The following is a 26,324-nucleotide window of genomic DNA, read 5'->3' on the forward strand; positions in this document are numbered from 1 at the left end:
GTCAAAAGGCCAGAAGCGTTCTGGCCAGCATCACATGGGCGCGGTCGTTGGGCGACCCGGTGGCGGCCGTCACCGCCTTGTCGCTCGTGGTGTCAAAGAAATCATACTGGAGCTGCAGCCGCAAACCCGGGGCAACGGTGTAACTGGTTCCAACCTCATACACATTGGCGGTCCGCTTGCCGGGCCGGTTCACCTGACCCGGATCTTCGGTTCGGATGTAGGCCGCCCCCACAACATAGGGGCCGCTGGCGTACTGCGCGCCGACCTGCCAACTCCAACTGTCGTCCATATAGGCATAACGCGCGTTCTGCCCGCTTTTCCCATAGTTCAGATAGTCGGCCCCAACCGAAAAGCCGCCATACTCGAACCGGACTCCCGCGATGTGTCCGCGAAGATTGCGGAAGGAATCGGCGGCAACGCCGCTGCCGGTGGCCTTGCCCGCCATCAGGGCGGCGGACAGCGTTGTTTTGACCGGCCCCAGCGTCGCTTTGTGGTTCGCGCCAATCTCGACGATGTCCTGGAAGCTGCCGGTGAACTGCGCGGCGGCGGTTGAACCAACCCGGTTGCGGTTGACGTCCGTGTTCACGCTGTCGTTGCGGGGTGTGTAGCTGGCACCCACCTGTAACCCGGCAAAACGCGGGGATGCGTAGAGGATTTTTGTGGCCCCCGCATCGGCGTTCAACCACGGCCACATCAGGGTGGCGGGCGGTTGCAGCGCCCCGCCGACCCCGCCGCGCAGATCGCCGCCGGTGTGGCGCCCGGTCGCCGTGTCGGTTCCCTGCGCGCCACCGGTTGGCCCAACCCAGGCCGCCGCGTGGTCGTACAGGCCGAAAGGCAGATAGGCGATGGGTCGGCCCGTGCCGTTGGTGAGGTGGGAGATCTCGCCATCAAACCCCGGCGTGATGCCCAACCGCACCGTTCCATAGGCTCCCGACGCGAAGAGGTAGCTGCGGTCGGTGTCGACCACGCCGGTGCCCAAGGCGGAGCGGAGCCGCAGATAGGCCCCATATTCCAGCCCGTTGTCCGCCTTGCCAATGGGCGTCACGGTCAATCGGAACCGGTTGCGGGCTTCGGTGCTGCGCAGATTCGTGTCGTTGCTCTGCGACACCAGCCCCATTTCAAAATAGGCGTCGCCACTCAATTGAATGTCAAAACGGCTTTGCGCCTGAACCGGCCCCGTGAAACACAGGGCTGCGGTTCCGCACAACAGGAGAGCGTGCGACTGTTTCATGGAAACATCCATTGATGCGAGAAAGGGTGCGGGAAGAGCGCGCAAGCGAGGGCGCTCGCCCCGTCTTGTCGGTGATCCGGGGGGAATGACGTCCGCCTCATCCGGATTCCGGTCTGCTCAGGGGGACAGCTCTTCCAGGACGCGGCCCTTCGTCTCGATTGCGAAGAGCGTGGTCACAAGCGCCCCGATCAGCAGGACCGCAGCGAACGCGGCGAACACATACTGCACACCCACCGACCCCATCAGCAGACCGACCAGAATCGGCCCGGTCGACGACCCAAGCCGCAGCCACGCGCTGCCCAGCCCGGTGCCGAGCGCGCGCATGCGGGTGGGATACAGCTCCGCTGAGTAGAGATAGAGGGAAAAGGTGATCGTCTGCACGATGGCGTAGGCCAACCCGGCCAGCACCAGCACCTCCATCGGTGAGGTGGCCCCAAGGAACGCCAGCGCCAGAAGCGGCAGCGGTGCGGTGAAGAAAGCGGCCATGTACCAGCGTTTCCGGCCCACCTTGTCGATCAGCAGCGCGCAGCCGATCGACGTGACCACACCGGCGACCGAGGTGAGCAGACCGTACAGAAGGCTTGTTTCAAGCGGCAGATTGAAGGTCTGGCGGTACAGGGTCGGCAACCACGTGATCATGCCGTTGGCGACGAGGTAGGAACAGAACCACATCGCCCAGATCGTGAAGGTGCGCCGCCGATAGAATCCGGAAAACAACTCGCGCCAATCGGAGTTGGCCTTTGCGCGGGTGGCGATCGGCTTGGGTTCCTCCAGCGCATGGCCCGAGGCGATGGCGCTCCGCTCCAATTGGCTGACGATGCGGTCGGCTTCGTCATAGCGCCCCTTGGACGCCAGCCAGCGCGGGGATTCCTTCATGAAAAAGCGAAGCGGGATCAGGATGGCGGCGGGGACCAGGCCAACCAGGAACATCGCCTGCCAACCATAGACCGGGACCAGCGCCCGCGCGATCAGACCGGCACCAACCAGACCGAACAGGAACATCACCTCATAGAGCAGAAAGAAACGTCCACGCCCTTTCGACCCGATGTATTCGTTGATGTAGGCGCTGGCGACCGGCACCTCGCCTCCGGTTCCGATGCCCTGCACAAAGCGGAACGCCATCATGGAGGCCGCGCCCCAGGCGAACAGGCAGGCGACGTCCATGCTGACGAACAGCAGGATGGTGAACAGAAGCACGCTCAGGCGACCGATGCGCTCGGCCAGCCAACCGAAAAAGACCGCACCGATGAGCTGACCGAGATACCCCATCGACAGGATCAAGCCGGTCTGTTCCGGTCCAAGCCCCCATTCCCGGACCAAAACCGGCATCGCGTAGGCGATGGCGATGACCGTGTAGCCGTCAAAAAACGTGGCCGCTCCGATGATGTTGCGGGTCCAGAACACCCGCCGGGTGACTGGAAGCCGCTCCAGTCGGGCGCTGATGTCGGCTTGACCGTCGATGCGATCCAGCGCGCCGTCGCGTCGTGCGGTGGCCGCATGCTCGGTTGTCTGCGCGTCCATGGCATTTCCTCTGAAACCTGATGGGTTTGTTTCTTGTTGCCGGAAGCCACGGGCTTGCCGGGGTCCCGCCCGCCGATGGCGTCACGGCGGCGCACCCGGCGTAAACCAGGAGCGCCACCGCAGACACAGCCGAAGAGCGGAGAGGCCGCCCAGGGGCGGCCTTTTGCATCAGGCCGGAACGCTCTGGACCACGGTCAGGCCGGACGCCTTCACCGCCGCGCGGATTTCCTCGTCGGCACCGTCGCCCAGGGCCTTCAGCGGCTCGCGAACGTTGACGTTGTCGATCAGGCCACGGGCGCGCAAGGCGTGCTTCAGCGCCACAGACCCTTCCATGTGCGAGCCACGGTGGTACACCGCGCGGGTGATCGGCAGCAATTGTTCATGGTACTTGCGGGCCAGCGGGTAATCCTGCGCCTTGCCAGCCGCCAGATACTCGATCAGCAGTTCCGGAGCCATGTTGCCATAGCCGACCAGCAGGCCGTCGATGTCGAACATCGTGGGCAGCAGCCATTCGTCATGGCAGGACATGATGGCCAGATCGGGGAAGGCGTTTTTCAGCGCCGGAATCTCGTTGTACCAGCGCTTCATGTCGCGCACGCCGTTCTTGGTGGCGGTCACGCCCGGAACGGCGGCGATCTGAAGCTGGGTGTCGAGGTCGTAGTTGGCCTTGGTGACGGCCGGGTATTGGAACAGGATGCATTCCAGGCCGGATTGGGCGACCGCCTTGTAACGGTCGACCGGCGCGCCCTTTTGGTAGCCGAAGCGCAGCCAGCCGTGGTTCGGGTAGACCAGCGCGCCGGTCGCGCCAGCCTCGAACTTCTCCTTCGCTTCGAGTTCCGCGACCTTGGTGCCTTCGCCGGTGATGCCGGCGACAACCGGCAGCGGGGTCGCGTCCTTGTAGACGCGGATCAGTTCGAGTTGCTCGTCGTGGGTGAGGAAGGTGCCCTCGCCCGCGTGGCCAAGGATGACCAGGCTCTTCACGCCGGGGATCGAGGCCAGCCACTTGGCGAGGCGGGCGTTTCCGTCGAAATCGACGTCGCCGTTGTCCTTGAACAGGGTGACGGGCGCGGGGTTCAGCCCCTTCCAATCAATAGCCATGGTTGCAAGACCTTCCTTTGAAAAATCGGTTCAACGTTGTGGACATGCCCGGTGGACGGCGACGTGCCGGAACGCATAGGATCGATACCGGGAACGTTCCCAACGTTATGACTTGGACAATTCGGGAGTCAAGCGATATCGTGATGACCCAGGTCGATTGATGAAAGACAGGCTGTGTTCTCCAGCGACGCCCCACAAGCGAAGCAAAGCCGCGTAACCCTGCACGACGTCGCCGCCGCGTCGGGGGTGTCGAAATCGACGGTGTCGCGGATTCTCGACGAACGCCTGCCCCAATCCGACAGCGAAACCGCCCGGCGGGTCCGCCAGATCGCGGCGGATCTCGGGTATGTCCGGGACGTGTCGGCGGCCAGTCTGCGGCGGGGCAAAACCAGCACGATCGGAGTCATCGTGCCGCGTCTGACCGATACGGTCATGGCGATGCTGTACGAAGCCCTGGCGCAGGCGTGCGCCCGCACCGGGCGCTTCGCCATTGTCGCCACCACCGGTGACGAGCCAAAGGCGGATCGCGCGGCGGCAAAGAGTCTTCTCCAGCGCGGCGTGGATGGGCTGGTGTTGTCAACCGCACGGGAGGACGATGATTTCCCCGTGCAATTGGAAGCCCGTGGCATACCCTATGTGCTGGCGCTGCGCAGCGACGGCCGCAGCATGTCGTCGGTGGGAGATGACAAGCTGGGGGGCTATCTGGCCACCCGGCATCTGCTTGATCTCGGCCATCGCCGCATCGGCATCATCGCTGGCCCTGGCTATGCGTCGAGCAGCCGTGGGCGCTTGGCCGGATACCGCTGGGCGATGACTGAAGCGGGGTTGGCGCTGGATCCGCGCTGGATCGTTGAATCAACCTTTGGCATCGATTCCGGGGCCGAGGCCGCCGAACGCCTGATGGCAACGCCGGAACGTCCGACCGCCATTTTCGCCATCAACGACAACACCGCGATCGGCGCGCTCTCCGCGCTGGTGAAGCTTGGGTTGTCCGTGCCGGACGACGTGTCCCTGGTCGGGTACAACGACATTCCCATCGTCAGCCGCCTGTCGGTGCCGCTAACGTCCGTGCGCGTGCCGTTCGACCGGATTGCGGCGGAAGCGCTGGATTTGCTGTCCCGGGAAACCAAATCGGACAGCGACCGCATGCGGGTGGCCCCGCCGACGCTGATACCCCGCGCGTCCACCAGCCCCTGCCGGTCCGCGTCTTCCGGATGAACGCCCACTCCCCGTAGCCCCCCGTGCCGGACGGGCTACGGGGGGAAGCGGGCTTCAGGCTGGGTGGGCTGGCCTTGCGGGTTGCCCCCACCCGCTGTGGCAAGGGTCAGAGAATGCCCTTGCTCGCCACCAGGTCGCGCAGGTTGGCTTCCGGGCGCGCGCCGACGTGGCTGATGATCTCGCCCGCCGCGATGGCCCCCAACCGGCCGCAGACCGCCGGGGCCAGATCGCGGGTGAAGCCATAGAGGAAACCGGCGGCGTACAGATCGCCCGCGCCGGTGGTGTCCACCACGCGGTCCACCGGTTCCGCCGCCACCTCGACCACCGAACCGCCCGACACGATGACCGCGCCCTTCTCGCTGCGGGTCAAGGCAGCGACCTTGCCCAGGGCGCGCACGGCGGCCAGCGCGTCGTCAAACCGGTCGGTGCCATAGAGCGCGCCGATCTCATGCTCGTTGGCGAACAGGATGTCGACGTGGTTTTCCACCAGATCGCGGAATTCGGCGTGGTGGCGGTGGACGCAGAAGCTGTCCGACAGCGACAAGGACACCTTGCGCCCGGCGGCGTGGGCGATGGCGGCGGCCTTGCGGAACGCCTCCTTCGCGCGGGGCGGATCCCACAGATAGCCTTCCATATAGGTGACGCGGGACGCGGCGATCCGCTCCTCGTCGATGTCCTCCGGCCCCAGCTCGACGCAGGCCCCCAGATAGGTGCTCATCGAGCGCTGGGCGTCGGGCGTCACCAGGATCAGGCAGCGGGCGGTCGGCGCGCCGCCCACCAGCGGGGCGGTGTCGAACCGCACGCCCGACGCGCGGATGTCGTGGCCGAACACGTCGCCCAACTGGTCCTTGGCTACCTTGCCGATGTAGGCCCCGGCCCCGCCCAGCAGGGCAATGCCCGCCATGGTGTTGCCCGCCGACCCGCCGGACATTTCCACACCCGGTCCCATGCGGCCATAGAGATCTTCAGCCCGCGCGGTGTCGATCAGGGTCATCGCCCCTTTTTCGACGGCGTTGGCGGCCAGAAAGGCGTCATCGGCGTGGGCGATGACGTCCACGATGGCGTTGCCAATGCCGGTGACGTCGAAGGTGGCGGAAACCATGGGCGCTCCTTGGAGAAAATCGGAAGGTCGATGCAAACGCGGGCCGGAGTATAGCGGCGACCGCCGCGTTCTCAAGGCCGACAGCGAACACAACGCGCGGCTGTTGGATGATCAGCGCAAACCTTCCCAAGAAACGACAACGAGCAACAAAGCAACCCATCCACCGGCTGATGATTCAGCCTTTCGCGTTGAATTTCCCTCTCACTCTTCTTCCAACGATCAAGATGCGCTCCATCTCCTGCCCAAATGACGGTGGCGTGCCTTTTCTCAGGGTTTCCCCGAATTCTGCACCGAAATCCCCCGGCTTGACACAGCGACTGCCGAGAGTGAGGATTTTCCAACGCCAACACGGGCACCCGCTTCGATCCCGCATTGGTCCGCCGAGGAGGCACTATGCTGCGCAGCCACGTCCGGCGTCTGTCCTTGCGAACGGCAATCATGCTGCCTTTCGCCACGCTGATGCTGGTGTCAGTGGCGTTGATGGGCTACGCCGCCCACATCGGTCATGAGCGTCTGTTGACGGAGCAGAGCCAGCGGGTGATCGGCAGTCTGACGGCGCGCACGCACGATGTCCTGTCGCATTTCCTCGATGCGCCCTACGCCATCCTGCGGGTGATGCGGCAGGAAATCCTGTTCGACGAGCTTTACACCCCCGGTGATATGAGCGGAATCGAGAGCAAGATCCGCGCGCTCTACGGAACCGCCTTTGTCGAACAACAGCATGTCAGCGTTGTCGCCTTTGGCGGGCGCAACGGAGAATTTGTCGGTTTGCGTCGGGAAACCAACAACGGCTTCGCCGCCATGGTGCTCGACAAACGGACCAACGGGGAATTGCGCATCCACGCAGGCGACACACTGAACAGCCCGGTGATCGCCCAATACCCTGGCTACGATCCACGCAGCCGCCCCTGGTACATGGAGGGGGTGCAGAACGCTGGTCCGGGTTGGACGCCGATCTACAGCAACTATGATGAAAAACAGGAAATCACCATCTCCGCGACCTCGCCCAGCGTGGACCGCAATGGCGCGTTCCAGGGCATCATCGTCGCCGACGTGAAGCTGGAGGGCATCAGCCGCTTCTTGGGCAACGCCCCGGATTTGGGGCATGGGGCCATCTTCATCATCGACGGCAACGACCGGCTGGTCGCGCAGACCGGCAGCAACCCCATCCTGGCCACCACCGGGGGCAAGGAAAAGGGCGGAACCCGACTGCTGGTTCAGGAAAGCCATCATCCGCTGGTGCGGGCGGCGGCCCCCTTCCTGAGCCACGCGGGCGACACCGCGCGGGAAATTACCCGCGCCGAAGGGGAGCGGCTGTTCCTGAAGGTCACGCCCTACACCGACGCGCGGGGCCTGGACTGGCGGATCGGCGTGGTGATGAACGAAAGCGACCTCATCGGGACGTTGCGCGGCGAAATCCTGACCACGCTGTGGCTGGTGATCGGGATCGCCCTGTTCGGCGTGGTGGTCGGGCTGGCGCTGCTGCAGCTCATCATCCAACCGATCCTGAACACCGCCCACGCGGCCAAGACGCTGGCGCGCGGCGAATGGCGGCACGAGCTGACACCCGGCGTGTCGTTGCGCGAAACCGCGCTTCTGGTCGACGCCTTCAACGACATGTCGGTGCGCCTGCGCCGCTCCTTCCAGGAATTGCGCGACCGCATCGTGCGGGATCCGCTGACCAACCTGCTGAGCCGGTCGGGCCTGTGCGAGACGCTGGCTGACCGCAAGCTGTCCTCGCCCGGGCCGGATGGCGACGCGACGGTCGTGGTGGCGTTGATCGGGTTGGATGGCTTTCGCGGCATCAACAACAGCATCGGCCATGGAGCCGGGGATGGGTTGCTGACCAGCGTCGCCCACCGTCTGGCCACCCACTGCCCCGACGGCGCGCTGGTTGCGCGGGTGGAGGGCGACGAGTTCGCGGTGGTTCTCGACAGCCCGGCGACGCCAGAGACGATGCAGGCCCTCGGCCAATGGGCCTTAGGGCTGTTCGCCTCCCCCTTCCGCGCCGACGAGGACGAGGTTGTGGTCAGCGCCTGCATCGGCGTGACGGGTGGTCCGCTCAACCAACTGGACACCATCGAATCCCACCTGCGCCACGCCAGCGTGGCGCTGAGCGAGGCCAAACGGCGTGGCCCGCGCAGCGCCCGCGTCTTCGAACCCGACATGATGAGCAAGTCGAAGGAACGCACCCGCCTGACCGCCGAAATGGCTCCGGCGCTGGCGCGCGGCGAATTCCGCCTGGTCTATCAGCCGGTGGTGGATCTGACGCGCGGCGGGCGCGTGGTGGGGGCGGAGGCGCTGATCCGTTGGCACAACCCGCGCGGCGGCATGGTTCCGCCCGACCTGTTCATCCCGCTGGCCGAGGAAAGCGGGCAGATCCTCGACATCGGCCACTGGGTGCTGCGCACCGCCTGCCAGGACATCGCCGAACGTCTGCACCGAGGCTGGCCCAGCGATTTCGATCTGCACGTCAACGTGTCGGTGCGCCAGCTCATCCAATCCGGCTTTGTCGAAACGGTGGAAACGGCGTTGCGCGACTCCGGCCTGCCCGCCGACAATCTGACCTTGGAAATCACCGAAACCTCGCTGGCCACCGACGGGATGATCGCGCGCGAGGCGTTGATCCAGCTGCGCGACATGGGGGTGCGGGTGGCGATCGACGATTTCGGCACCGGCTATTCCTCCCTCTCTTACCTCACCAGCCTGCCGTTCGACGGGCTGAAGATCGACCGCTCCTTCGTCTCCGGCATGACCGGAAACGGCCAATCGCGCACCATCGTGCACTCCATCGTCGGCATCGCCCGCAGCTTCGACGTGCATCTGGTGGCCGAAGGGGTGGAAACGCTGGAACAGGCGGCGGCACTCCGCGATCTGGGCTGCGAACGGGCGCAGGGCTATCTGTTCGGTCGCCCGCTGCCGCTGAGCGACTGGACCGACCCGGCCCATCTGCCGCGTCTGGCCGCCGGGTGATCGGGCGAAGCGGCCCCAGCAAAACGGCAGCGTATGGCTTGACGGAGTCGGAGCGCGGTGGCCAAATCAGCGCCCCGCCCCGCGCCATCACCACCGGACCCCGCCGTCATGACCTCCGTTCTTTCGCGTTTGGCGAACCCCTTTGCCGCCAGCCCCGTCACCTGCGTTGAGGATCTGCGGCGGCTGGCCAAGCGGCGGGTGCCGCGCATGTTCTACGATTACGCTGATTCCGGCTCTTACTCCGAAGGGACCTATCGGGCCAACCAGTCGGATTTCGCCAAGATCACGCTGCGCCAGCGGGTGGCGGTGGACATGACCAACCGCACGCTCGCCAGCACCATGGCCGGGCAGCCGGTGGCCATGCCGGTGGCGCTGGCCCCCACCGGCCTGACCGGGATGCAGCACGGCGACGGCGAGATCCTCGCCGCCCGCGCGGCCGCCAAGGCCGGGGTTCCCTTCACCCTCTCGACCATGAGCATCTGCTCGATCGAGGATGTGGCGGAGAACACCGACAAGCCGTTCTGGTTCCAGCTTTACGTCATGCGCGACCGCGATTTCATCGACCGGCTGATCGCGCGGGCCAAGGCGGCGCGCTGCTCGGCCCTGGTGCTGACGCTGGATTTGCAAATCCTGGGGCAGCGGCACAAGGACATCAAGAACGGGCTGTCCACCCCGCCGCGCATGACCATTCCCAACATTCTGGACATGGCGACCAAGCCGCGCTGGTGCCTGAGCCTGCTGAACACCCAGCGCCGCACCTTCCGCAACATCGTCGGTCACGCCAAGGGGGTGGGCGATCTGCGCTCCCTCTCCTCCTGGACCGCCGAGCAGTTCGACCCGACGCTGAACTGGGACGATGTCCGCAAGATCCGCGACCGCTGGGATGGCAAGCTGATCCTGAAGGGCATCCTCGACGCCGAAGACGCTGTGCAGGCGGCGGAAACCGGGGCCGACGCCATCATCGTGTCCAACCATGGCGGGCGTCAGCTGGACGGGGCGATGTCGTCCATCGCCGCCCTGCCCGCCATCGTCGAGGCCGTCGGCGACCGGATCGAGGTGCTGATGGACGGCGGCATCCGCAGCGGCCAGGACGTCATCAAGGCGCTGGCGCTGGGGGCCAAGGGCGTGTTCATCGGCCGCGCCTTCCTCTATGGCCTGGGGGCCGGGGGCGAGGCGGGCGTCACCCAATGCCTGGACATCATCCGCAAGGAGCTGGACGTCACCATGGCCATGTGCGGCCTGCGCGACGTGCGCGACGTGACCGGGGCGATTCTGGCGGGCAAACCGAATTTCGGCTGGTGAGGGAGGGGAGAGGCCCCTTCCCTCACACCGATTTGGCGGTGGTCAGGAATCCTTCAACCGCCCCCTTCAGGCCGTGGCTGTCGCGCGACAGCACTTCGGCGGCGGAAAAGACACGGCGGGCCAGCGTGTCCGTCGCCTCCACCGCGCGGGCAATGACGGAAATGTTGCGCGACGCCTCGTCGCTGCCCGACGCGGCGGCGCGCACGCTGTCGCTGATCTGCCCGGCGGTGCGGCCCTGCTCCTCCACCGTCGCGGCGACGTCCCGCACATTGGTGTCGATGTCGTGGATGATCGCCGTCACCTGCTGGATGGTGGCGACGGCGCGGTCGGTTTCGCTGCGCACGGCGGCGATCTGGTCGGTGATCTCCTCCGTCGCCAGGGCGGTCTGGTCGGCCAGCGCCTTCACCTCGGCGGCGACGACGGCGAATCCCTTGCCCGCCTCGCCCGCGCGCGCCGCCTCGATGGAGGCGTTGAGCGCCAGCAGGCGGGTTTCCTTGGCGATCTTCTCAATCAGCTTCACCACCGCACCAATGCGGGCGGAGGTTTCCGACAGGCCGCGCACGGTGCGGTCGGTGTCGCGGGCCTGGTCGCTCGCGCGCGTGGCGATGCGCGCGGTTTCACCGACCCGGTCCAGCATGCGGTCGATCTGACGGGCCAGATCCTCCACCGCCCCGGCGACGGTCCCGACGTTGGCCGACGCCTGCCCGGCCCCATCCGCCACCACCGCGCAACGCTGGGCGGTGTCGGCTGCCGTGCCGCGCAGATCCGAGGCCACCCCCTGCACGTCGGCCAGCGCGCTTTCCACGCTGCGCAGCATCGCGGTTCCCTGCTGGTCGAACACGCCCATCGCCTCTTCCAACCGGCGTTGGCGGGTCAGGCGCTCGCTCTGCTCCTGCCCGGCGCGCTGCTCCTCGCGCAGGCGGTCGATCTCGGCCAGCTTTTCCTTGAAGATCTTCACCGCGCGGGCCATCGCGCCGATCTCGTCCCGTTTGGTGGTGTGGGGGATGTCGCCCGCCGTGTCGCCATCGGCCAAACGCAGCATCGCCGCCTCGATCCCGCGCACGGGACCGACGACGCTGCGGATCACCAGCAGCATCGCGGGCAGCAGCACCGCCAGCACCGCCCCCGCCACCAGCATGGTGAGAAGGACCAGGCGCTGGTTGGCCTGCCGGATCGCTTCGTCCGCCGCCACCAGCCGTTCGGAGGTGGCTTGGTACAGCATCTGGAACAGGGCGTTCACCGGCTCCGACGCCGCTTTCAGCCCGCCAACCAATTCCACCAGCGTCATGCGGTTGCCGGATTCCAGGCCGGTGGTCTGGGTTTGGACGTAGTCGGTGAAGGTTTTGAAGTGGCGCTCAAACTCCGCCTGTTTGCCGTTGCGCCGCGCCGGATCCCCGGCGGTGGAGCCGATGAAATCCAGATTGGCGCGCACCACGGTGAAATGCCCCTTCAACGCCTCGGCGTCGGTGATCGACCAGGCTTCCAGCAGGCTGGCGTGGGTCTGCTGCACGCCGAACCACGCGTCGGTCAGGGTGTCGCGGTCGCTGCGCAGCTCAACGCTCGCCTCCACCGCGCGTTCAACGGCCCCGTTGGCGATGAAACCGGCGGCGAGCACGGCGGCAAAGCCCAGCGCCGCCACCACCGGCAACAGCCACAGACGGGCGCGGATCGACAGGGTCATGGGCGGAACCTTTCGCGGGAATCGTCGCAGCGGCGGCGGATCAGGTGATCGAGGGAGAGTTGACCCGGCCCGCGCAGCACCACATAGACCAGGGCGGAGGCCCACAAAAGATGGTCCGGCCAACTGCCAGGGTAAACGAAAATCTGGATGGTCAGCGTCATCCCCAGCAGCGCCCCGGCGCTGAGGCGGGAGGCCAGACCGATGACCAGAAGGGCCGGGAACAGATGCTCCGACACCGTCGCCAGCACGGCGGCGAGATCGGGCGGCAGCAGCGGCACCCGGTATTCGTCGCGGAACAGGTCAAAGGTGCTTTCGTTGATGGAAAAGCCCGTGACCTTGGTCTGGCCCGACCGCCAGAAAATGGCGGCCACCCCCCAGCGGCACAGCGCGCCGTGCAGCCAATCAGGCGAACGGTTCAACCAACGGAGGAGGGTGAGAACACGGTGGCGCATCATGGCAAACGGTATCCCCCAAAGGCGCGGGCGGTGAGCAGCCCAGCCAATTCACTGGCAAGGTCGAAATCCGGGTCGGTGGCCAACGCGCTGTCCCATGCGGCGGCCAGCGTCTGTTGCGCGGCCAGCGCCATCAGAAAGGAGAAGGCCCCGCGCGAGAGCGGATGAAACACCACCGCCATCTCGGGCCGGTGGACCAGCAGATGGACCGGCCCGCTGTCGAGCCGGATCTCCTCGTCCGGGGCAGCCTCCTGGTTGCTGCGCCAGATCGCGTCCACCGGATAGGCCGCCGCCAGCAGCCGTTGCGACGGCAGGGGCGACAGGCGCAGCTCGCCCAGCCGTTCGGGGTCGAGGGTGGCGAGGATCTGCGGGTGCAGCGGTTCCCCGTCGGCGGCGTGGTACGCGTGGGTCCAGGCGCATTCCAGCCGGGCCACGTCGCTGAGATAGGGCAGTTCGCGCACCGGGGCGTAGCCGGTGAGAAAGGCGGGAAACTCCGCGCCGATGGTCAGCAGGCTGGCCCGGCGCGGCGGGTGGGCGCGCAGGAAATCCTGCGCCATCCGGTCGAAAAACAACTCCCCCACCAGCCGCCGCACCACCGGAAAGCCGTCGCCCAGCGCGCCCGCCAGACCCAGCATGGTGGTGTTGCGGTGGATTGACAGGCGATCGGCCATCGGCGGGCCGCCGCAATCGGCCAGCGCCCCAACCAACGCGCCGCGCCCGTCGGCGTCAAAGGCGAAATCACGCATCCGCGCCTGGAACTCACGCACCGACCGCATCGCGCACCTCCGGTGTTGGGGTGGGCGTTGCCAGCGCCGCGCCGGTTTCGGCGGCGGCTGTTTCAGCGGCTGCGGCTTCCGCGTCGGCGCGCGCGGCCTCGTCGCACAGCACGTCCAGCGGCGGGATGTCGCTGTCCCATTCGATCAGGGTCGGGCGCGCGCCGATGCGGGCCACCGCCGCGCGGTAGAGCGCCCACACCTCCGGGATCACGCGCGATCCGTGATCGTCGATGCGCAGGCTGGTCCCGTCCGGGAACCTGCGGTGGTGATGCCCGGCGAGGTGATATTCGCCCACCGCCCCCGCCGGGATGGCGTCAAGATAGGTCAGCGGGTCGGCCCCGATGTTGTGGGCGCAGACGAACAGGTTGTTGACGTCCAGCAGGATGCCGCAACCGGTGCGGCGGGTCAGTTCGGCCAGAAATTCGGCCTCCGGGATCGGGCTGTTGGCGTAGCGGATGTAGGCCGACGGGTTTTCGATCAGGATCGGGCGACGCAACCGCTCCTGCACCCGGTCGATGCGGGCGGCGACGTGGGCCAGCGTGGCGGGGGTGTAGGGGATCGGCAGCAGATCGTTCAGGTGGACGCCGTCGCTCTGGCTCCAGGCCAGATGCTCCGACACCAGCGCCGGACGGCTGCGCTCCACCACGCGGGCCAGCGCGTCGAGGTGATCCTCGTCCAGCGGCGTCGCCCCGCCCAACGACAGGCCGACGCCATGAACCGTCACCGGGTAATGCTCGCGCAGGGCCGCCAACCAGCGGTGCGGCGGACCGCCCGCGCCCATGTAATTCTCGGCGTGGATTTCCAGGAAGGCGACCGGGGGACGGCTGTCCAGCAGCAACGCCGCGTGCCGCGCCTTCAGCCCGATCCCGGCCAGAGCGGGCGGCGGGGCGGGGTGATCGGCGGCGCGGTCCGTCGGGCGGACCAGCGCAGCGGCATGGGCGGTGCGGAAAGGCATGCGCGGGTCCCCCGGTCGTGACGATCAGCCCGCCTTCGGGGTCACGCTGGCACCAACCAGCTTGCCGCAGGTCCCCTTGGGAACCAGCAGGAAGGCGTGGCCTTCGCCGTCCTTCTTCGAAGTGCCGGCGCAGGACGAGGTCGGGGTCTGGCAATCGTTCATCCCGGCCTTGGCGATGCCATAGCATTTTTCCTTTTCGTCAGCGGCCTGCGCAGTCCCGACGCTCGCCCCGGCCAGCGCGGCGGTGATGGCGGTGGCAGCGATCAGGCTGGCGAGCGTGGTCTTGTTGGCGGTCTTGGCGGCGGTGGTCATGGCGGCGTTCCTCATTGGGCTGTTGCGATGACCGAACTGTGGCAGATCAAACGGCTCCTGTGAAATGCCGGGGGGCTATCAATTCCATAGCCGCCGGGAATGACGATCACGATCCGATCACAGGCGCGTGAGCGCTTTTGCGCGTCACTCCTGACCGTCACCAAAGGCACCGATCAGGAAATCCACAAACGCGCGCAGCTTCGGCGCGACGTGCTGGCGCGACGGATAGACCACGTGCAGCGTGGTGTCCACCGTCCGCCAATCCGTCAGCACGGCCCGCAACCGCCCCTGCGCCAGATCCTCCGCCACATAGGGCACGGGAATCAAGCTGACACCCAACCCAGCGCGCAGCGCGTCGCGCACGGCCAGGCTGGAGGAAACGGAGTATTGCCCCAGCACGGGGATCCGCTCCACCCGCCCATCCTTGCGAAACTCCCACACATCGGCATGTCCGGACAGGCTGAAACGTATGGCGTTCAACCCCTTCACATCGGCGGGCGTCCGTGGCTCACCATGGCTGGCGAAGTAGGAGGGTGCCCCGCACAGCGCGTGGCGCATAACCGCCAGCTTGCGCGCCACCAGACTGGAATCGTCCAAATGATCGGTGCCGCGAATGGCCATGTCAAAACCTTCACGCACAATGTCCACACGACGGTCATCCAAGTGCAAATCAAGAATCAAACCAGGATGCGCCATCAGAAAGCCCGGAATGGCCGTCGACAGCCGGGTCAGCGTCACCGTCATCGGCGCACTGACACGCAGGGTGCCGGTCGGGGCGGTTTTGACCGGACACAGCACCCGGTCGGCGTCGGCCAGCGCGTCCAGACCGCGCGTCACATGCTCCAGATAGGCGCGCCCCTCGACGGTCAGGGCCATGCGCCGGGTGGTGCGATGGATCAGACGGACACCGACATGGGCCTCCAGTTCGGCAATGTTCTTGCTGACGGCGGGCGGCGACAGACCCAACCGACGCGCGGCGGCGGCAAAACTGTTCAGTTCCGCCACGTGGCGGAAAACCTGCAGGGCGGTGAGGCGATCCATTTCATTATTCGCTGTTGGAAAAGAATTTCTTTCAGACATAGCGCATTATCGCCTGATGGTGAATTCGCTATCCGTTGGGCATCCGTCGTCCCATCGGGATACCGCCCATGCCACATCCATCCATCGCCCTCATCGACACGCGCGTCTCCGCCAACCACTTCGATCCCGCGCGCGCGGTGACGGAGTCCGAGATCGCCGAATTGATCCGTCTGGCGACCCGCGCCCCCACCGCCTACAATTTGCAAAATTGGCGATTCATCGCCGTTCGCACGGCGGAACGGAAGGCAGACTTGCGCGCCTTGGCTCACGATCAGGCCAAAGTGACCGACGCCGCCGTCACCGTCATCATCTGCGGTCAGCGGCCCGACGCCGACACCCTGCACGACCGACTGCGCCCGTTCGTTGAGAGCGGCCACATGCCCGACGCGATGGCCGCCGGGTGGACCCGCAGCGCGCGGACGCAATACGCCGACCCGCAAAACGCCCGCGACGAAGCGGTGCGCTCCGCCAGCCTGGGAGCGGCGACGCTGATGCACGCGGCGGCGGCAATGGGGCTGGCGTCCGGGCCGATGGTCGGGTTCGATGCCGCCGGGGTGGCGCGCGCCTTCGCTCTGGCCGAGGATGAAGTGCCGGTGATGCTGCTGGCCATCGGCCGCGCCGCCCCCGGCAACTGGCCGCAGAAACCGCGCCGCCCCGTCACCGAGGTGTTGACCTTCTCATGAAAATGCCTGCATCCGATCTGGCCTTGACGGCGATTGCCCCCGCCATCTGGGGCAGCACCTACATCGTCACCACCGAATTTTTGGCGGGCTTCCCGCCGCTGGCGGTGGCGACGCTGCGCGCCTTGCCCGCCGGGCTGCTGCTGCTTCTGATCGTCCGCCGCCTGCCGACGGGGATCTGGTGGCTGCGGGTGATGGCGCTGGGGGCGTTCAACTTCTCCATCTTCTGGACCATGCTGTTCGTCTCGGCCTACCGTCTGCCCGGCGGCGTGGCGGCGACGGTGGGGGCGGTGCAGCCCTTGATCGTCGTGTTCCTCGCCTCCCTGCTGCTGGGCAGCCCGATCCGCCCGCTGTCGGTGCTGGCGGCGTTGGTCGGGCTGGGCGGGGTCGCGCTGTTGGTGCTGACGCCAAACGCGGCGCTGGACCCGGTGGGGGTGGCGGCGGGGTTGGCCGGGGCGCTGTCGATGGCCTGCGGCACGGTGTTGACGCGCAAATGGCAGCCGCCGGTGTCGCTGCTGACCTTCACCGCGTGGCAGTTGACCGCCGGGGGTCTGCTGTTGATCCCGGTGGTGGCGCTGGTTGCCCCACCCCCACCGATGCCGACCGTCACCAACCTGTTGGGTCTGGCGTGGTTGGGGCTGATCGGGGCCGCCCTGACCTATGTGCTGTGGTTCCGGGGGGTGGCCCGGCTGGAGTCGGCGGCGGTGGCCTCGTTGGGATTTCTCAGCCCGGTAACGGCGGTTTTGCTGGGTTGGCTTTGCCTTGACCAGAGCCTGACCCCGGTTCAGATCGCCGGGGTGGCCCTGGTCATCGCCAGCATCGCGGCGGGGCAACGGGTCAACCGCCAACCCCGCTGACCATCGTTCAGCCGACCGCGTTCACCCGCCCAGACGGTGCGACGTGACCGGTTCCAGATCGCCGCGCCAGTCGCGGATCTCGGCCTCCACCCGTTCGGCGGCGCGCTGGTCGCGGAAGCGTTTGCGCACGCGGCCGTTCGCCCCGCGCGCCTGCATCGCCAACAGGCGGGCCTCGACCTCCGGATCGCTGGCGATGGCCTGACGCCAGCGCTCCAGCCGGATTTCCACCACGGCGTCCACAATGCCCTGCGTGCCGGGGCGGCGGCCCAGCTTGGCGACGCTGGGGGCGAGGCGGGCGGCGGCGGACGCAGCAACCTCGGCGGGCATGGCGGGGAAGACGTTGCGCACGGCCATGGCGATGGAGGCCTTGACGTCCTCCTCCTGCTCGCGCGCCTGGGCGTGACGGCCCTGGCGGCTTTCGGCGCGCGCGTGGCGCTTGGCCTGCCACGCCACCACCTCGGCGGCGATGGCCTGCGCGTCCTCGTCCAACCACACCGCCGCGTCGGTGCCGTTGCCGCCCACCTGACTCAGGATGCGGCGGGCGGCGTCGGGGGTTTCGGAATCCTCCGTCGTCACGATCTGGACCAGACGCAACGCCGTCAGCGATTTCAGCGAACGTTCACGCCCCGGATCGGTCGCCAACAGGGAGGAACGGGCGAGCGCATCGCTGCCCAACAGGGCCTGAAGCACCTCCAGGTCGCTGCGCGTCCAGCGGCGGGAGGCCACCAGCCGGTCCACCCGGTCCTTTCGGCGCTCGCGCACCACGCGCGGGTCGTCCTGGTCGCCGGTGATGAGCGCCCACACCCCCGCCGTCCAGCGGGCAATCGCCCAGTCGCAACGCGGCGGCAGCGGCGCGTCGGTGGGAAAGCGCGGGCCGTTTTCGCCCTCCACCGCCCGATTCCAGACGGTGGCCGCGCGCAAACAGCCCTCCTCCGGCGACCGCCACGGTTCGCCCGATTGGGAATAGAACGCCCCGCCGCTGGGGCTGCGCGACAGGTTGGCCCATCCGGCGACCTCAACGGCGAGGCGTTCCGGCATATCCGCCGGGCGCGGCCACGCGCCCAGCGTCATCACTCGATCCGACGACATGCATGCTCCTTGTTGGCGGCGACCCTAACACAGCCGGGCCGCTCCGCCCAACCGGCCAACCGCCATGGCCGCAATGCCGATTGCGCAAGTTCGGTCAGGCGGGCGGGCGATCCACCGGGTAGGGTGTGGGTCATGCCCGGAGACAACGCCTTGACCACGCCCAAGCCCACGCCCACCCCCACGCCCACACCAACCGCCGCCCAACGCTACCGCGCCCGCTTCCAGCGGGTGTTGCGCCACATTGACGATCATCCGGACGGGGACTTGAGCGTCGCGGCGTTGAGCGCCGTCGCCGCCTTTTCCCCGCACCACTTCCACCGGCAATTCACCGCCCTGTTCGGGATCGGGATCCACCGCTGCGTCCAGCTTCTGCGCTTCAAGCGGGCGGGGCATCGGCTGGCCTTCCGCACCGATCCGATCCTGACCATCGCGCTCGACGCCGGGTATGACGGGCCGGAAGCCTTCGCCCGTGCCTTCAAACGCTGCGTCGGCCAATCCCCCAGCGCCTTCCGCGCCGCGCCCGATTGGGCGGCGTGGCGGGCGGTTCAATCCGATTTGCTGCCCATCGAAAGGTTCACCATGACCGACCAGCCCCCTCCCGACGCGACCGACATCCGGATCATCACCGTGCCGGACATCCCGGTGGCCGTTCTGGAGCATCGCGGCGATCCCGCGCGGATCGGCGACAGCGTGCGCCGCTTCATCGACTGGCGCAAAGCCAACGGCTTGCCGCCCCAGCGCCACGCCACCTACAACATCCTGCACGACGATCCGGAGCAGGTGCCGCCCGACGATTTCCGCCTGGACCTGTGCGTGGCAACCGACCGGGCGGTGGAGCCGAATCCCGACGGCGTCCGCACCGGCGTCATCCCCGGCGGGCGCTGCGCCACCCTGCGCCATGTCGGGTCGGAGGCCGGGTTGCGCGCCGCCCTGCTCCACCTGTACCGCGATTGGCTGCCCGCCAGCGGCGAGGAGCCGGGCGACGCCCCGCCCTACCTTCAGCGCGTCCGCTTTTTCCCCGACGTGCCGGAGACGGAGGCTGTGACCGACCTGTTCCTGCCCCTGGCCGGATGAACCAAGGAGCGAGGCCCCGCGTTCAGTCGGTGGACACGCGGCGGCAACGGCGCTTCAGCAGGTCCATCGCCGCGTCCACCGCCTCGCCGGTCAGCGGGAACAGGCGGTCGTCCATCGTGCGGCCATCGCCGTCGGCGGCGCGGATGTGCAGCCCCTCCCCGGTGTCCACCACCGAGACGTCCACCACCCCGTCGGCGGTTTCCTGGCTGGCGACGTCGAGGAAATCGGCCAGTTCGTTCAGGCCGGAATCGGCCTGCCATTCGGCTTCGGCGGTGAAATCCAGCAGATCGTTCAGACCGCCGATCGGCTCGCAGCGGCGGACCCGGCGGTCGGCGCTGCGCACGGCCTCGGTGAAGCGGTCGAGCGCCGCACGGACGCGGGCCTCCTCCTCCGGGTCAAGCTCCGCCTCGGGTGCGTTGTCGATGCCGAGATTCAGGGGGTCGGGCAGCGTTTCCCCTGCCCCCTCCAGCCCATCACCGCTTTCCTCGACCAGACCGACGACGGCGACGAAGCGCGGCGAAGCGGCCTCGGCGTCCGCGACCAAATCCTGGCGTTGGGCGTAGGCGACGGCGTCATCGACCGAGGTCAGCAAATGGTTGAGGAAGGCGCGGCGGTCGGCGGCCTCCAGATAGGACAGCGCTTCGGGGTCGAGCCACAGCGGCAACAGGCGGGTGTCCGCCGCGTTCTCCAGCAAGCCGGAATCGTCCAACCCCTCTTCGATGGCCTCGATGGTCGGCGGTGCGCTGAGGTCGCCCTCCACCTCCGCCGCCAACCAGAACAGCGTCACAGTGGACAGATCGCCATACTGGTCGGTGCGCTGGACGGATTCGGCGAAGGCCTCCACCTCGTCCAGGAAATTGTATTGCTCATCCTCGCGCAGCTTGCCCAGGGCGGCTTCGATCACCGCCTGCCGCCCGGCGTCCAGCACCTCGTCCAGCAGCAGACCAAAGCGCTGGTCGGCGGTGCGCCACAGCCGGACGAGACGATCCGCCGGGGTCCCGGCGAAACCGGGTGCTGCCGCTTTGCCGCCCGCGCCCACAAGCGCGCCCCCAACCGCGCCGTTGGCCTTGCCCGCGCCGCCGCCCGTTCCGTTGCTCCGCTTCGCCATGCTGCCCTCGCGCCAGAATTCCAGGGCCGACCATAGGCACCCGGCGGCGCGCTGTCGATGGCGATTTCAGGGGTGATTCCGCAGCGGACAGGCTCAGGTCAGCTTGCGGGCGGCAAGGCTCACCGGGGCGTCGTCGCGGCGCACCGGCAGGGCCAAGCCGGGGAACAGATGGCGCATCTGGCGCTGAATCTCCTCCGCCCAATCGCCGGTCTCGCCCATCTCCTCGCGGCCCAGGCTGGTCGCCTTGGCCGGAACCAGCGCGGCGAGGTTGCGACCAACCGTGTCGAACGCCTCCGGGCTGCTGCGGAACAGGCGGTTGACCAGATCGTAATCCAGCTCGCACAGCAGGGCCGGGGTGCGGGCGCGCACGGTGCAGGCGTGCGCCTCCCCCAACAGCACAACGGCGGGGTCAAACAGGTCGCCGGGCCGCAGCATGGATGGCAGGCTGTTGCGCACGCCGTTGCGGCGGCTGGCCTCGGTGGACAGCAACCCTTCCAGCACGAGGTAGAGCACGGTCCCCGCCTCCCCCGCCTGGGCAACCACGCGGCCCGGCTGTTCCACGGTCAGCCGCGCGCCCTCGCCCAACAGATCCAGATCGCGGCGGGACAGACCGCGCCACAGCGGGGCGTCGCCGATCAGTTGGGCCAGCCGCTCCTTGCCCGGCACCTGAAGCCCCATTTCGGTGTCGGTGTTCTGGCGCGGAACCGCCGGTTCCAGCCCGGCCTGAGCCAGATGGGTCAGGGCCGCTTGCAGGATCAACGGACGGGCCGAGGCCAGGAATCGCCATTCCGCCTTGAAATAGATGGCGTATTCCGCCCCCTCCGGCTTGATGCTCTTCACCTCGACCCAGGGCTGGGGCGGTGCGCCCTGGTCGCCGATCAACCCGGTCAACGCCTCCAGCGCGGCGGCCTGCAGGATGCGGATGGCGCGGGCGGGCGGCACGCGGGCGTCGAGTGTGACGATGGCCGACCGGTAGCTCGTCGCCTCCGGCTGGCTGAAGTTGGTGATGGTGATGGCGCTGAACTTGCTGTTGGGAATGATGACGACGTCGCCGGAAAAATCCTTGATCCGGGTGGTGCGCCAACTGATTTCCAGCAATTGGCCGTTGATGGCGGTTTCGCCCGCCTTGTGAAGCTGGATGTATTCGCCAATCCGCACGGCGCGGTCGATGTTCAGCGCGATGCCCGCGAACACGTCCTGCAACAGCTCGCGCAGCGCCATGCCGAGCACCAGACCGGCAACACCCGACGCCGCCCACAGCACCGTCAAATCCTGGTCGAAGACGATGCCGGCGCAGGCCGACAGCGCCACCATGTAGATGAGCAGGCCGGATATCTGGCTCAACAGCTTCGGGACCGGCGCGCCGGTGGCCGACGCGACGATGCCGTCGAAGATGACGTAGCGGATGATGCGCTGGGCCAGCACCGCCAGCGACAGGAAGGCCGCCACCCCCAGCACGTATTTCAGGATGCGGCGGGTGTTGTCCACCGCCGCCAGCCCAAAGGTCTGGTACGCGTCGCCGCCCAGATAGAAGAAGGTGAAGATGCCGACGGTCAGCAGCCCCGGCAGCAGGATTTTGCTGAGCGCGTCGCGCAGGGTTGTCCGCATGATGTCACGCCACCTTCAGCCGTTCGATCTCGGTCTTCAGCCGCTGGGCCATGTCGGTCAGGGACGACATGGTGGCGGAAATCTCCTCCGCCGCGCCCGCCGTGCTCTGGCCGACCATGGTCAGGCTGATGACGCGGTCCTTCAGCACCTGGGCCATGGCGTTCTGCTCGTCGATGGCCGCCGCGATGGCCTGGGCGGTGGTCCCGTTCTCCTGCGAGGTTTCGACGATGCGGCGGATGGACCCGCGCGCCTCCTGCGCCGCCGTCACACCGCTTTGCACGCTGCGGTCGGTCGCTTCCAGCAGGGATCCGATGTCGCGGGTGGCCTGGGCCACATCCTCGGCCAACCGCGTGACCTGATGGGCGATCAGGCCGAAGCCACGCCCCTGGTCCCCGGCGCGCACCGCCTCCAACCCGGCGTTGACGGCGAGCACATAGGTTTTCTCGGCGATGCTGGCGATCAGGCCACTGATCTGGTTGATGCGGGCGTTGGCGGCGGCGATCTGATCGACGGCGGTGGTCAGGTTGGCAAGCTTGGCCTGCCCCTCCTCCGCCGTGCTGGCGGCGGAACGGGCGAGCATGCTGCCGCGCTCCGCGCTCTGGGCGATTTCGGCGACGGCGGCGACCATCTGCTCGATGGCACCCGACACGTCGGTCAGCGTGCCCATCTGTTCGGACGCCTGCCGCGACACGTCCAGGGCGGCCGCCGTGGTTTCGCCCGCCGAATGGGCCACCTGTTGGGTGGAGTTCGCCACCTCGCGCACCACGCCGCTGAACTGCTCGACCGCCTTGTTCATGTTGGCCTTGATCGCGGCGAAATCGCCCTGATAGGAGCCTTCGATCGTCACGGTGATGTCGCCCTGCGCCATGGCGGCGGCGATGGCGGAGATCTCGTCCAGCAGCGCCACCAGCGCGTCCAGGCTGCGGTTGACGTTGCCCTTGAGCGCGCGCAGGTCGCCGTCATAGGCCCCGGTGATGCGCCCACGCAGGTCGCCGGAGGCCAGCTTCGCCATCACGGCGGCCACCTCGAACAGCGGGGCGGTCAGGATGTCGACCAGATCGTTGACCCCCTGGGCCTGGGCGGCGAACTCACCGCGATGGCGGGCCGGGTCGGTGCGGGTGGACAGCGCCCCCGATTTCGCCGCGTCGATCATCTCGCGCAAATCGGCGGACACCGCTTTCAACGTGGCAGCGATCTGGGCGGTGGCGCGCACCATCCGCCCGGCCTCGTCGCGTCGTCCGTCGTCCACCACCTCGATGTCCAGCCGCCCCTCGGCCATGCAGGAGATCAAATCGCTGGCGTAGGCGAGCGGCCCGGTGATCGAACGGATGGTCGCCACCGCGATCATCACCCCCAGCAGCAGCGCCCCGCCGATCAGGGCGATCATCCGGGTGCGCGAGTCGTCGTACATCTCCTTGTTGTTTTCATAGGAGTCTTTGGCGACCTTGATCTGAAGATTGACCAGATCGGAAAAGATGTCCGACACCGGATCAATGGCGGGATACAGCGACTCTGCGGTGAATTTCGCCAAGGCGTCGGCGTTGCCGCTCTCCAGGATCATCCGCAGCCGACTGATTTCACGATCGGCCACCGTCATCAGCGGTTCGGCTTTGACCGTCAGGGCCTTTTCCTCCTGCACCAGATAGGTGGCAAGGTAATCGTGCCATTTCTGCCGGATCGTCGTTGTCGCGATGTCGATGTTCTTCTTCGCCTCCCCTGCCGTCATGCTGCCGTTGCGTGTCTTGTGGGCGCTGTCCACCACATTGACCGCGTACATGTCGGCAATGATCTTCAGGTCGCGCAGCGGCACGACGCGGTCGTTGTAGACGGTATCGAGCGCGGCGTCGCCCGCCTGCATCCCCTTCAGCCCAATGAAGCCAACCGCCAGCATGAAGGAGCAAAGAACCGCCACCAGAAGGGACAGACGGACGCCGATTTTGAGGTTCTTGAACATGTTGACCCTTTGGCAACGGGTGGAGAGGGCAGCCGAGACAGGACAGAGGAGGTCAGAAACAGGCGGGAGACAAAATCATCCATCCGCCGTGCGGGGATCACACCAGCCAAGATGCGCCGCCGCCAGATGGACGGCGACCTGACCGACAACCCGGTCGGTCCGCAGCCGGTCATGAACCAGCAGTTGCGCCACTCCGGACGGACCAACCAGCCGCAGCGCGGAAAACAGCGTGTCCACCAGCGGCGGCACGCTGGGCAACGCCTGCCAGTCCGGGGTGGATTCCGTCGGGCCGACCGAGTCAACGAACAGCAGCACCGACCGGCGGCCCGGACGGTTCAACCGCAACAGGCGACCCGCCCGCGCCCGTTGGGCGTCGGGACTCGGCAGACCCAGCAACGTCGGCAAATCGAAAACCGGCTCGGCCCCAGGTCGACGTTCGCGATCCACCCGACCCAAACCGGTGCCGGTCAGCAGGCGATCCACCGCCCCCCGCGAAAACACACAGACGAACGGCCCGGCCGTTGCCGCCAGCCCACCGTCGGGAACCGGCAGCGGCTCGCTCTCCCCGGTGTGGCGGGCGGTGTCCACCTCGCCGTCCGATGAGATCCGGGCGTCGGCCCCCTCCGGCAGGGAAACGAGGAATCCGTCAGGATCGAGAATTTCGATGGCCCCACGTTCGGGATCCAGGCAATGGCGGGCGCTGTGCCCCCGATGAATCAGCGCGCGGATGCGGTCCGGCGGTGCGGTGATGAGGCCATCCAGCGCGGTGAACGTGACCGCCATGCAGCGGCCCTCCACCCGCATCACCGCAACCCAGCCTTCCCCCTCCTCCTCCGCCGCCGTCGGTTCAGCAGGAGCAGCAACCTCCCGCGCCGTATCCAGCCACGCCGCCAGGGAGCAACCCGGCAGCAGATCGCCATCCAGCGCCACAACCCGTTCATCGGCACCGCCCCGGCGCAGTGGCCACGCGCCCTGATGCGGAGCCACCCGCTCCACCGACCGCGCGGGCAGCGCGATCCGGCGGGATCCGGTGCGCAACACCAGAAGCGCCTCGCCATCCTTCGCGCGAACATCCGCCTGCTCGGGATCGAGGGTCAGAATGCGGCGGTCCTCCGTCAACCCCTCGGTCAGACGATCCAGCAGCGGCAGGGCACTGTCGTGAGGCTCTCCCGGAGCCGGATCGGTCAACGACACACCGGACACGCGGGCGTGGAACCAGCCGCGCGCGCCACGCAGCAGCAAGGCGTAGGACACCGTGTCCGGCACCCCGCCACCCGGGTTGCCCGTCAGATCAATCTGGGTGGCGAGCACCGTTTCGATCATCGCCACCCCCTCGCACCCCACCGGGGCAAAGGGCAACGGTGCCGCAACGGTGGCAAAGGCCACCCGGTGCGCGCGGTCGCTGGGCAGAACCAGCACACGGCCCGCCGCATCGCGCAGATAGAGGTTTGCCGCCGCCGTGCAATCCACTTGAAAGGTCAGAGGCGTGTCCATCCGGCGGTTCCAGCGTGGCGAAGGAGAACGTGGATTGGCACCGTGCCGCCAACCCATGCATGATCACGCTAAAGCGTTGAAACGACAAAATCGATCAGGGTTTTTCCGGGGAACACACCGCCGCACCGAGCGCGCATCCGCGTTGCGCCAGATCGCCTCCCCCCAAGAACAAGCGGCACGACGCCGAAGCGCCGTGCCGCATTCCTGTCCTCGACTGTTTGGATGAACCGGGCAGCGTCAGTGCGCCGTGCCTCCCGTCGGGGCCGACACCGGAGCCGCGTGCGGATCCGCCGGGCCATGCGCGGCCCCATGGGCGTCGGCGGGTCCATGCCCCGCAGCGCCATGACCACCATGGTCGGCACCGTGATGACCACCGCCGAACAGGCTGCTGCCATGACCGCCGCCGTGACCATCGCCATGCCCGCCGCCGAGAAAACCCAGGCCAAGCAGAGTCAGGATGGTGCTGGTGTGGCCGCCGCCATGGCCGCCCGCGTCATCGCCATGCCCGCCGTGGTTGCCACGTTTGCGCGCGGCCAACACCTTGGGAATGCCATGGTCGCTGCGACGAACATGCCCGTCGCTGCTGGCGTTGCTGTTGCCGCCACCGCTGGCACGCGCCGGTGACGGAACCGTGACCAACGTGGCCAGACCAACACCAAGGGCCAACCCCGCAAACAGCGGCACCAGGCGGCGGGAGGGCGCGATCTTCCGTGTGGTCATGGTTCGGTCTCCGTCCATCCGTGCGTGTGGTGTTCGGCG

Annotated in this window: 23 protein-coding genes; 7 read left to right on the forward strand and 16 right to left on the reverse strand. The window is 67.5% G+C overall.

From position 1 onward, the window contains the following. Position 1: 1 nt before the first annotated feature. From EJ903_RS14885 to EJ903_RS14895, 3 genes are all read right to left on the reverse strand, one after another. Complete coding sequence (locus EJ903_RS14885) at positions 2 to 1,231, reverse strand: porin (RefSeq protein ID WP_158627938.1); 1,230 nt, start codon at positions 1,229 to 1,231, stop codon at positions 2 to 4. A 117-nt stretch (positions 1,232 to 1,348) separates the two neighbouring features. After that, on the reverse strand, positions 1,349 to 2,752 hold the full coding sequence (locus EJ903_RS14890) for an MFS transporter (RefSeq protein ID WP_126616793.1): 1,404 nt from the start codon (positions 2,750 to 2,752) through the stop codon (positions 1,349 to 1,351). 168 nt (positions 2,753 to 2,920) lie between these two features. Continuing rightward, complete coding sequence (locus tag EJ903_RS14895) at positions 2,921 to 3,850, reverse strand: dihydrodipicolinate synthase family protein (RefSeq protein WP_126616796.1); 930 nt, start codon at positions 3,848 to 3,850, stop codon at positions 2,921 to 2,923. A gap of 174 nt (positions 3,851 to 4,024) precedes the next feature. On the opposite strand from EJ903_RS14895, the gene EJ903_RS14900 reads away from it, so the two are divergent. Continuing rightward, positions 4,025 to 5,068 carry a LacI family DNA-binding transcriptional regulator gene (locus EJ903_RS14900; RefSeq protein ID WP_126616798.1) on the forward strand — a complete coding sequence of 348 codons (1,044 nt, stop codon included), beginning with the start codon at positions 4,025 to 4,027 and terminating at the stop codon, positions 5,066 to 5,068. Positions 5,069 to 5,174: 106 nt separating this feature from the next. Here EJ903_RS14900 and EJ903_RS14905 read toward each other — a convergent pair whose 3' ends face one another. Beyond that, positions 5,175 to 6,170: an adenosine kinase gene (locus tag EJ903_RS14905; protein ID WP_126616800.1), complete on the reverse strand. Its 996-nt coding sequence runs from the start codon at positions 6,168 to 6,170 to the stop codon at positions 5,175 to 5,177. On the opposite strand from EJ903_RS14905, the gene EJ903_RS14910 reads away from it, so the two are divergent. The 3 genes from EJ903_RS14910 (at position 6,169) to EJ903_RS14920 (ending at position 10,445) form a co-directional block, all read left to right on the forward strand. After that, positions 6,169 to 6,420, forward strand: coding sequence for a hypothetical protein (locus tag EJ903_RS14910; RefSeq protein WP_126616802.1), 252 nt, complete (start codon positions 6,169 to 6,171; stop codon positions 6,418 to 6,420). The two genes, EJ903_RS14905 and EJ903_RS14910, sit on opposite strands and share 2 nt — an antisense overlap. Before the next feature lie 188 nt (positions 6,421 to 6,608). Further along, positions 6,609 to 9,143 (forward strand): bifunctional diguanylate cyclase/phosphodiesterase, encoded by a 2,535-nt coding sequence (locus EJ903_RS14915; protein ID WP_158627939.1) that lies wholly within the window; start codon positions 6,609 to 6,611, stop codon positions 9,141 to 9,143. 108 nt (positions 9,144 to 9,251) lie between these two features. Further along, the gene (locus tag EJ903_RS14920) at positions 9,252 to 10,445 is read left to right on the forward strand and encodes an alpha-hydroxy acid oxidase (RefSeq protein ID WP_126616806.1); all 1,194 of its coding nucleotides are present in this window, start codon (positions 9,252 to 9,254) and stop codon (positions 10,443 to 10,445) included. 22 nt (positions 10,446 to 10,467) lie between these two features. Here the strand turns inward: EJ903_RS14920 and EJ903_RS27010 are convergent, their stop codons facing one another. The 6 genes from EJ903_RS27010 to EJ903_RS14950 all read right to left on the reverse strand — a co-directional run bounded on the left by EJ903_RS27010 (position 10,468) and on the right by EJ903_RS14950 (position 15,662). Further along, positions 10,468 to 12,126, reverse strand: a complete 1,659-nt coding sequence (locus EJ903_RS27010; protein WP_126616808.1) for a methyl-accepting chemotaxis protein — start codon at positions 12,124 to 12,126, stop codon at positions 10,468 to 10,470. Beyond that, positions 12,123 to 12,581, reverse strand: coding sequence for a DoxX family protein (locus EJ903_RS14930; protein ID WP_126616809.1), 459 nt, complete (start codon positions 12,579 to 12,581; stop codon positions 12,123 to 12,125). Before EJ903_RS14930 ends, EJ903_RS27010 begins: the two co-directional genes overlap by 4 nt. Then, positions 12,578 to 13,354 (reverse strand): HvfC/BufC N-terminal domain-containing protein, encoded by a 777-nt coding sequence (locus tag EJ903_RS14935; RefSeq protein ID WP_126616811.1) that lies wholly within the window; start codon positions 13,352 to 13,354, stop codon positions 12,578 to 12,580. The genes EJ903_RS14930 and EJ903_RS14935 overlap by 4 nt, the downstream gene beginning before the upstream one ends. Then, positions 13,338 to 14,309, reverse strand: coding sequence for an MNIO family bufferin maturase (bufB, locus tag EJ903_RS14940; RefSeq protein ID WP_126616813.1), 972 nt, complete (start codon positions 14,307 to 14,309; stop codon positions 13,338 to 13,340). Before bufB ends, EJ903_RS14935 begins: the two co-directional genes overlap by 17 nt. Positions 14,310 to 14,333: 24 nt before the next feature. Then, positions 14,334 to 14,621, reverse strand: a complete 288-nt coding sequence (locus EJ903_RS14945; protein ID WP_126616815.1) for a BufA1 family periplasmic bufferin-type metallophore — start codon at positions 14,619 to 14,621, stop codon at positions 14,334 to 14,336. Between the two features lie 144 nt (positions 14,622 to 14,765). Beyond that, positions 14,766 to 15,662, reverse strand: coding sequence for a LysR family transcriptional regulator (locus EJ903_RS14950; protein WP_126616817.1), 897 nt, complete (start codon positions 15,660 to 15,662; stop codon positions 14,766 to 14,768). 107 nt (positions 15,663 to 15,769) lie between these two features. Between EJ903_RS14950 and EJ903_RS14955 the strand changes: the two genes are divergently transcribed. Both EJ903_RS14955 and EJ903_RS14960 read left to right on the forward strand, forming a co-directional pair. After that, complete coding sequence (locus EJ903_RS14955; RefSeq protein ID WP_126616819.1) at positions 15,770 to 16,384, forward strand: nitroreductase family protein; 615 nt, start codon at positions 15,770 to 15,772, stop codon at positions 16,382 to 16,384. Continuing rightward, positions 16,381 to 17,238, forward strand: coding sequence for an EamA family transporter (locus tag EJ903_RS14960; RefSeq protein WP_126616821.1), 858 nt, complete (start codon positions 16,381 to 16,383; stop codon positions 17,236 to 17,238). The genes EJ903_RS14955 and EJ903_RS14960 overlap by 4 nt, the downstream gene beginning before the upstream one ends. A gap of 21 nt (positions 17,239 to 17,259) precedes the next feature. Here EJ903_RS14960 and EJ903_RS14965 read toward each other — a convergent pair whose 3' ends face one another. Further along, the gene (locus EJ903_RS14965) at positions 17,260 to 18,327 is read right to left on the reverse strand and encodes a hypothetical protein (protein WP_246015587.1); all 1,068 of its coding nucleotides are present in this window, start codon (positions 18,325 to 18,327) and stop codon (positions 17,260 to 17,262) included. 132 nt (positions 18,328 to 18,459) lie between these two features. Between EJ903_RS14965 and EJ903_RS14970 the strand changes: the two genes are divergently transcribed. Then, positions 18,460 to 19,401, forward strand: coding sequence for an AraC family transcriptional regulator (locus EJ903_RS14970; protein WP_126616823.1), 942 nt, complete (start codon positions 18,460 to 18,462; stop codon positions 19,399 to 19,401). 22 nt (positions 19,402 to 19,423) lie between these two features. Here EJ903_RS14970 and EJ903_RS14975 read toward each other — a convergent pair whose 3' ends face one another. The 5 genes from EJ903_RS14975 to EJ903_RS14995 all read right to left on the reverse strand — a co-directional run bounded on the left by EJ903_RS14975 (position 19,424) and on the right by EJ903_RS14995 (position 26,285). Then, positions 19,424 to 20,509 (reverse strand): hypothetical protein, encoded by a 1,086-nt coding sequence (locus tag EJ903_RS14975; RefSeq protein WP_246015589.1) that lies wholly within the window; start codon positions 20,507 to 20,509, stop codon positions 19,424 to 19,426. Between the two features lie 93 nt (positions 20,510 to 20,602). Then, positions 20,603 to 22,117, reverse strand: a complete 1,515-nt coding sequence (locus tag EJ903_RS14980) for a mechanosensitive ion channel family protein (RefSeq protein WP_126616825.1) — start codon at positions 22,115 to 22,117, stop codon at positions 20,603 to 20,605. A gap of 4 nt (positions 22,118 to 22,121) precedes the next feature. Beyond that, positions 22,122 to 24,071, reverse strand: coding sequence for a HAMP domain-containing methyl-accepting chemotaxis protein (locus tag EJ903_RS14985; RefSeq protein ID WP_126616827.1), 1,950 nt, complete (start codon positions 24,069 to 24,071; stop codon positions 22,122 to 22,124). A 75-nt stretch (positions 24,072 to 24,146) separates the two neighbouring features. After that, a complete protein-coding gene (locus EJ903_RS14990) occupies positions 24,147 to 25,565 on the reverse strand; it encodes a chemotaxis protein CheW (RefSeq protein WP_158627940.1) in 1,419 nt (472 codons plus the stop codon). A gap of 237 nt (positions 25,566 to 25,802) precedes the next feature. Continuing rightward, entirely contained in the window at positions 25,803 to 26,285 is a 483-nt protein-coding gene (locus EJ903_RS14995; RefSeq protein ID WP_126616831.1) for a hypothetical protein, read from the reverse strand. Positions 26,286 to 26,324: the final 39 nt, after the last annotated feature.

The sequence above is a fragment of the Azospirillum griseum genome (genome assembly GCF_003966125.1).
GTDB lineage: Bacteria > Pseudomonadota > Alphaproteobacteria > Azospirillales > Azospirillaceae > Azospirillum > Azospirillum griseum.

Bases quoted from the DNA above. Each gene is read 5' to 3' on its own strand.
- EJ903_RS14885 (WP_158627938.1), bottom strand. From the start codon at position 1,231: ATGAAACAGTCGCACGCTCTCCTGTTGTGCGGAACCGCAGCCCTGTGT.
- EJ903_RS14890 (WP_126616793.1), bottom strand. From the start codon at position 2,752: ATGGACGCGCAGACAACCGAGCATGCGGCCACCGCACGACGCGACGGC.
- EJ903_RS14895 (WP_126616796.1), bottom strand. From the start codon at position 3,850: ATGGCTATTGATTGGAAGGGGCTGAACCCCGCGCCCGTCACCCTGTTC.
- EJ903_RS14910 (WP_126616802.1), top strand. From the start codon at position 6,169: ATGGGCGCTCCTTGGAGAAAATCGGAAGGTCGATGCAAACGCGGGCCG.
- EJ903_RS14905 (WP_126616800.1), bottom strand. From the start codon at position 6,170: ATGGTTTCCGCCACCTTCGACGTCACCGGCATTGGCAACGCCATCGTG.
- EJ903_RS14915 (WP_158627939.1), top strand. From the start codon at position 6,609: ATGCTGCCTTTCGCCACGCTGATGCTGGTGTCAGTGGCGTTGATGGGC.
- EJ903_RS14920 (WP_126616806.1), top strand. From the start codon at position 9,252: ATGACCTCCGTTCTTTCGCGTTTGGCGAACCCCTTTGCCGCCAGCCCC.
- EJ903_RS27010 (WP_126616808.1), bottom strand. From the start codon at position 12,126: ATGACCCTGTCGATCCGCGCCCGTCTGTGGCTGTTGCCGGTGGTGGCG.
- EJ903_RS14930 (WP_126616809.1), bottom strand. From the start codon at position 12,581: ATGATGCGCCACCGTGTTCTCACCCTCCTCCGTTGGTTGAACCGTTCG.
- EJ903_RS14935 (WP_126616811.1), bottom strand. From the start codon at position 13,354: ATGCGGTCGGTGCGTGAGTTCCAGGCGCGGATGCGTGATTTCGCCTTT.
- bufB (WP_126616813.1), bottom strand. From the start codon at position 14,309: ATGCCTTTCCGCACCGCCCATGCCGCTGCGCTGGTCCGCCCGACGGAC.
- EJ903_RS14945 (WP_126616815.1), bottom strand. From the start codon at position 14,621: ATGACCACCGCCGCCAAGACCGCCAACAAGACCACGCTCGCCAGCCTG.
- EJ903_RS14950 (WP_126616817.1), bottom strand. From the start codon at position 15,662: ATGGATCGCCTCACCGCCCTGCAGGTTTTCCGCCACGTGGCGGAACTG.
- EJ903_RS14955 (WP_126616819.1), top strand. From the start codon at position 15,770: ATGCCACATCCATCCATCGCCCTCATCGACACGCGCGTCTCCGCCAAC.
- EJ903_RS14960 (WP_126616821.1), top strand. From the start codon at position 16,381: ATGAAAATGCCTGCATCCGATCTGGCCTTGACGGCGATTGCCCCCGCC.
- EJ903_RS14965 (WP_246015587.1), bottom strand. From the start codon at position 18,327: ATGTCGTCGGATCGAGTGATGACGCTGGGCGCGTGGCCGCGCCCGGCG.
- EJ903_RS14970 (WP_126616823.1), top strand. From the start codon at position 18,460: ATGCCCGGAGACAACGCCTTGACCACGCCCAAGCCCACGCCCACCCCC.
- EJ903_RS14975 (WP_246015589.1), bottom strand. From the start codon at position 20,509: ATGGCGAAGCGGAGCAACGGAACGGGCGGCGGCGCGGGCAAGGCCAAC.
- EJ903_RS14980 (WP_126616825.1), bottom strand. From the start codon at position 22,117: ATGCGGACAACCCTGCGCGACGCGCTCAGCAAAATCCTGCTGCCGGGG.
- EJ903_RS14985 (WP_126616827.1), bottom strand. From the start codon at position 24,071: ATGTTCAAGAACCTCAAAATCGGCGTCCGTCTGTCCCTTCTGGTGGCG.
- EJ903_RS14990 (WP_158627940.1), bottom strand. From the start codon at position 25,565: ATGGACACGCCTCTGACCTTTCAAGTGGATTGCACGGCGGCGGCAAAC.
- EJ903_RS14995 (WP_126616831.1), bottom strand. From the start codon at position 26,285: ATGACCACACGGAAGATCGCGCCCTCCCGCCGCCTGGTGCCGCTGTTT.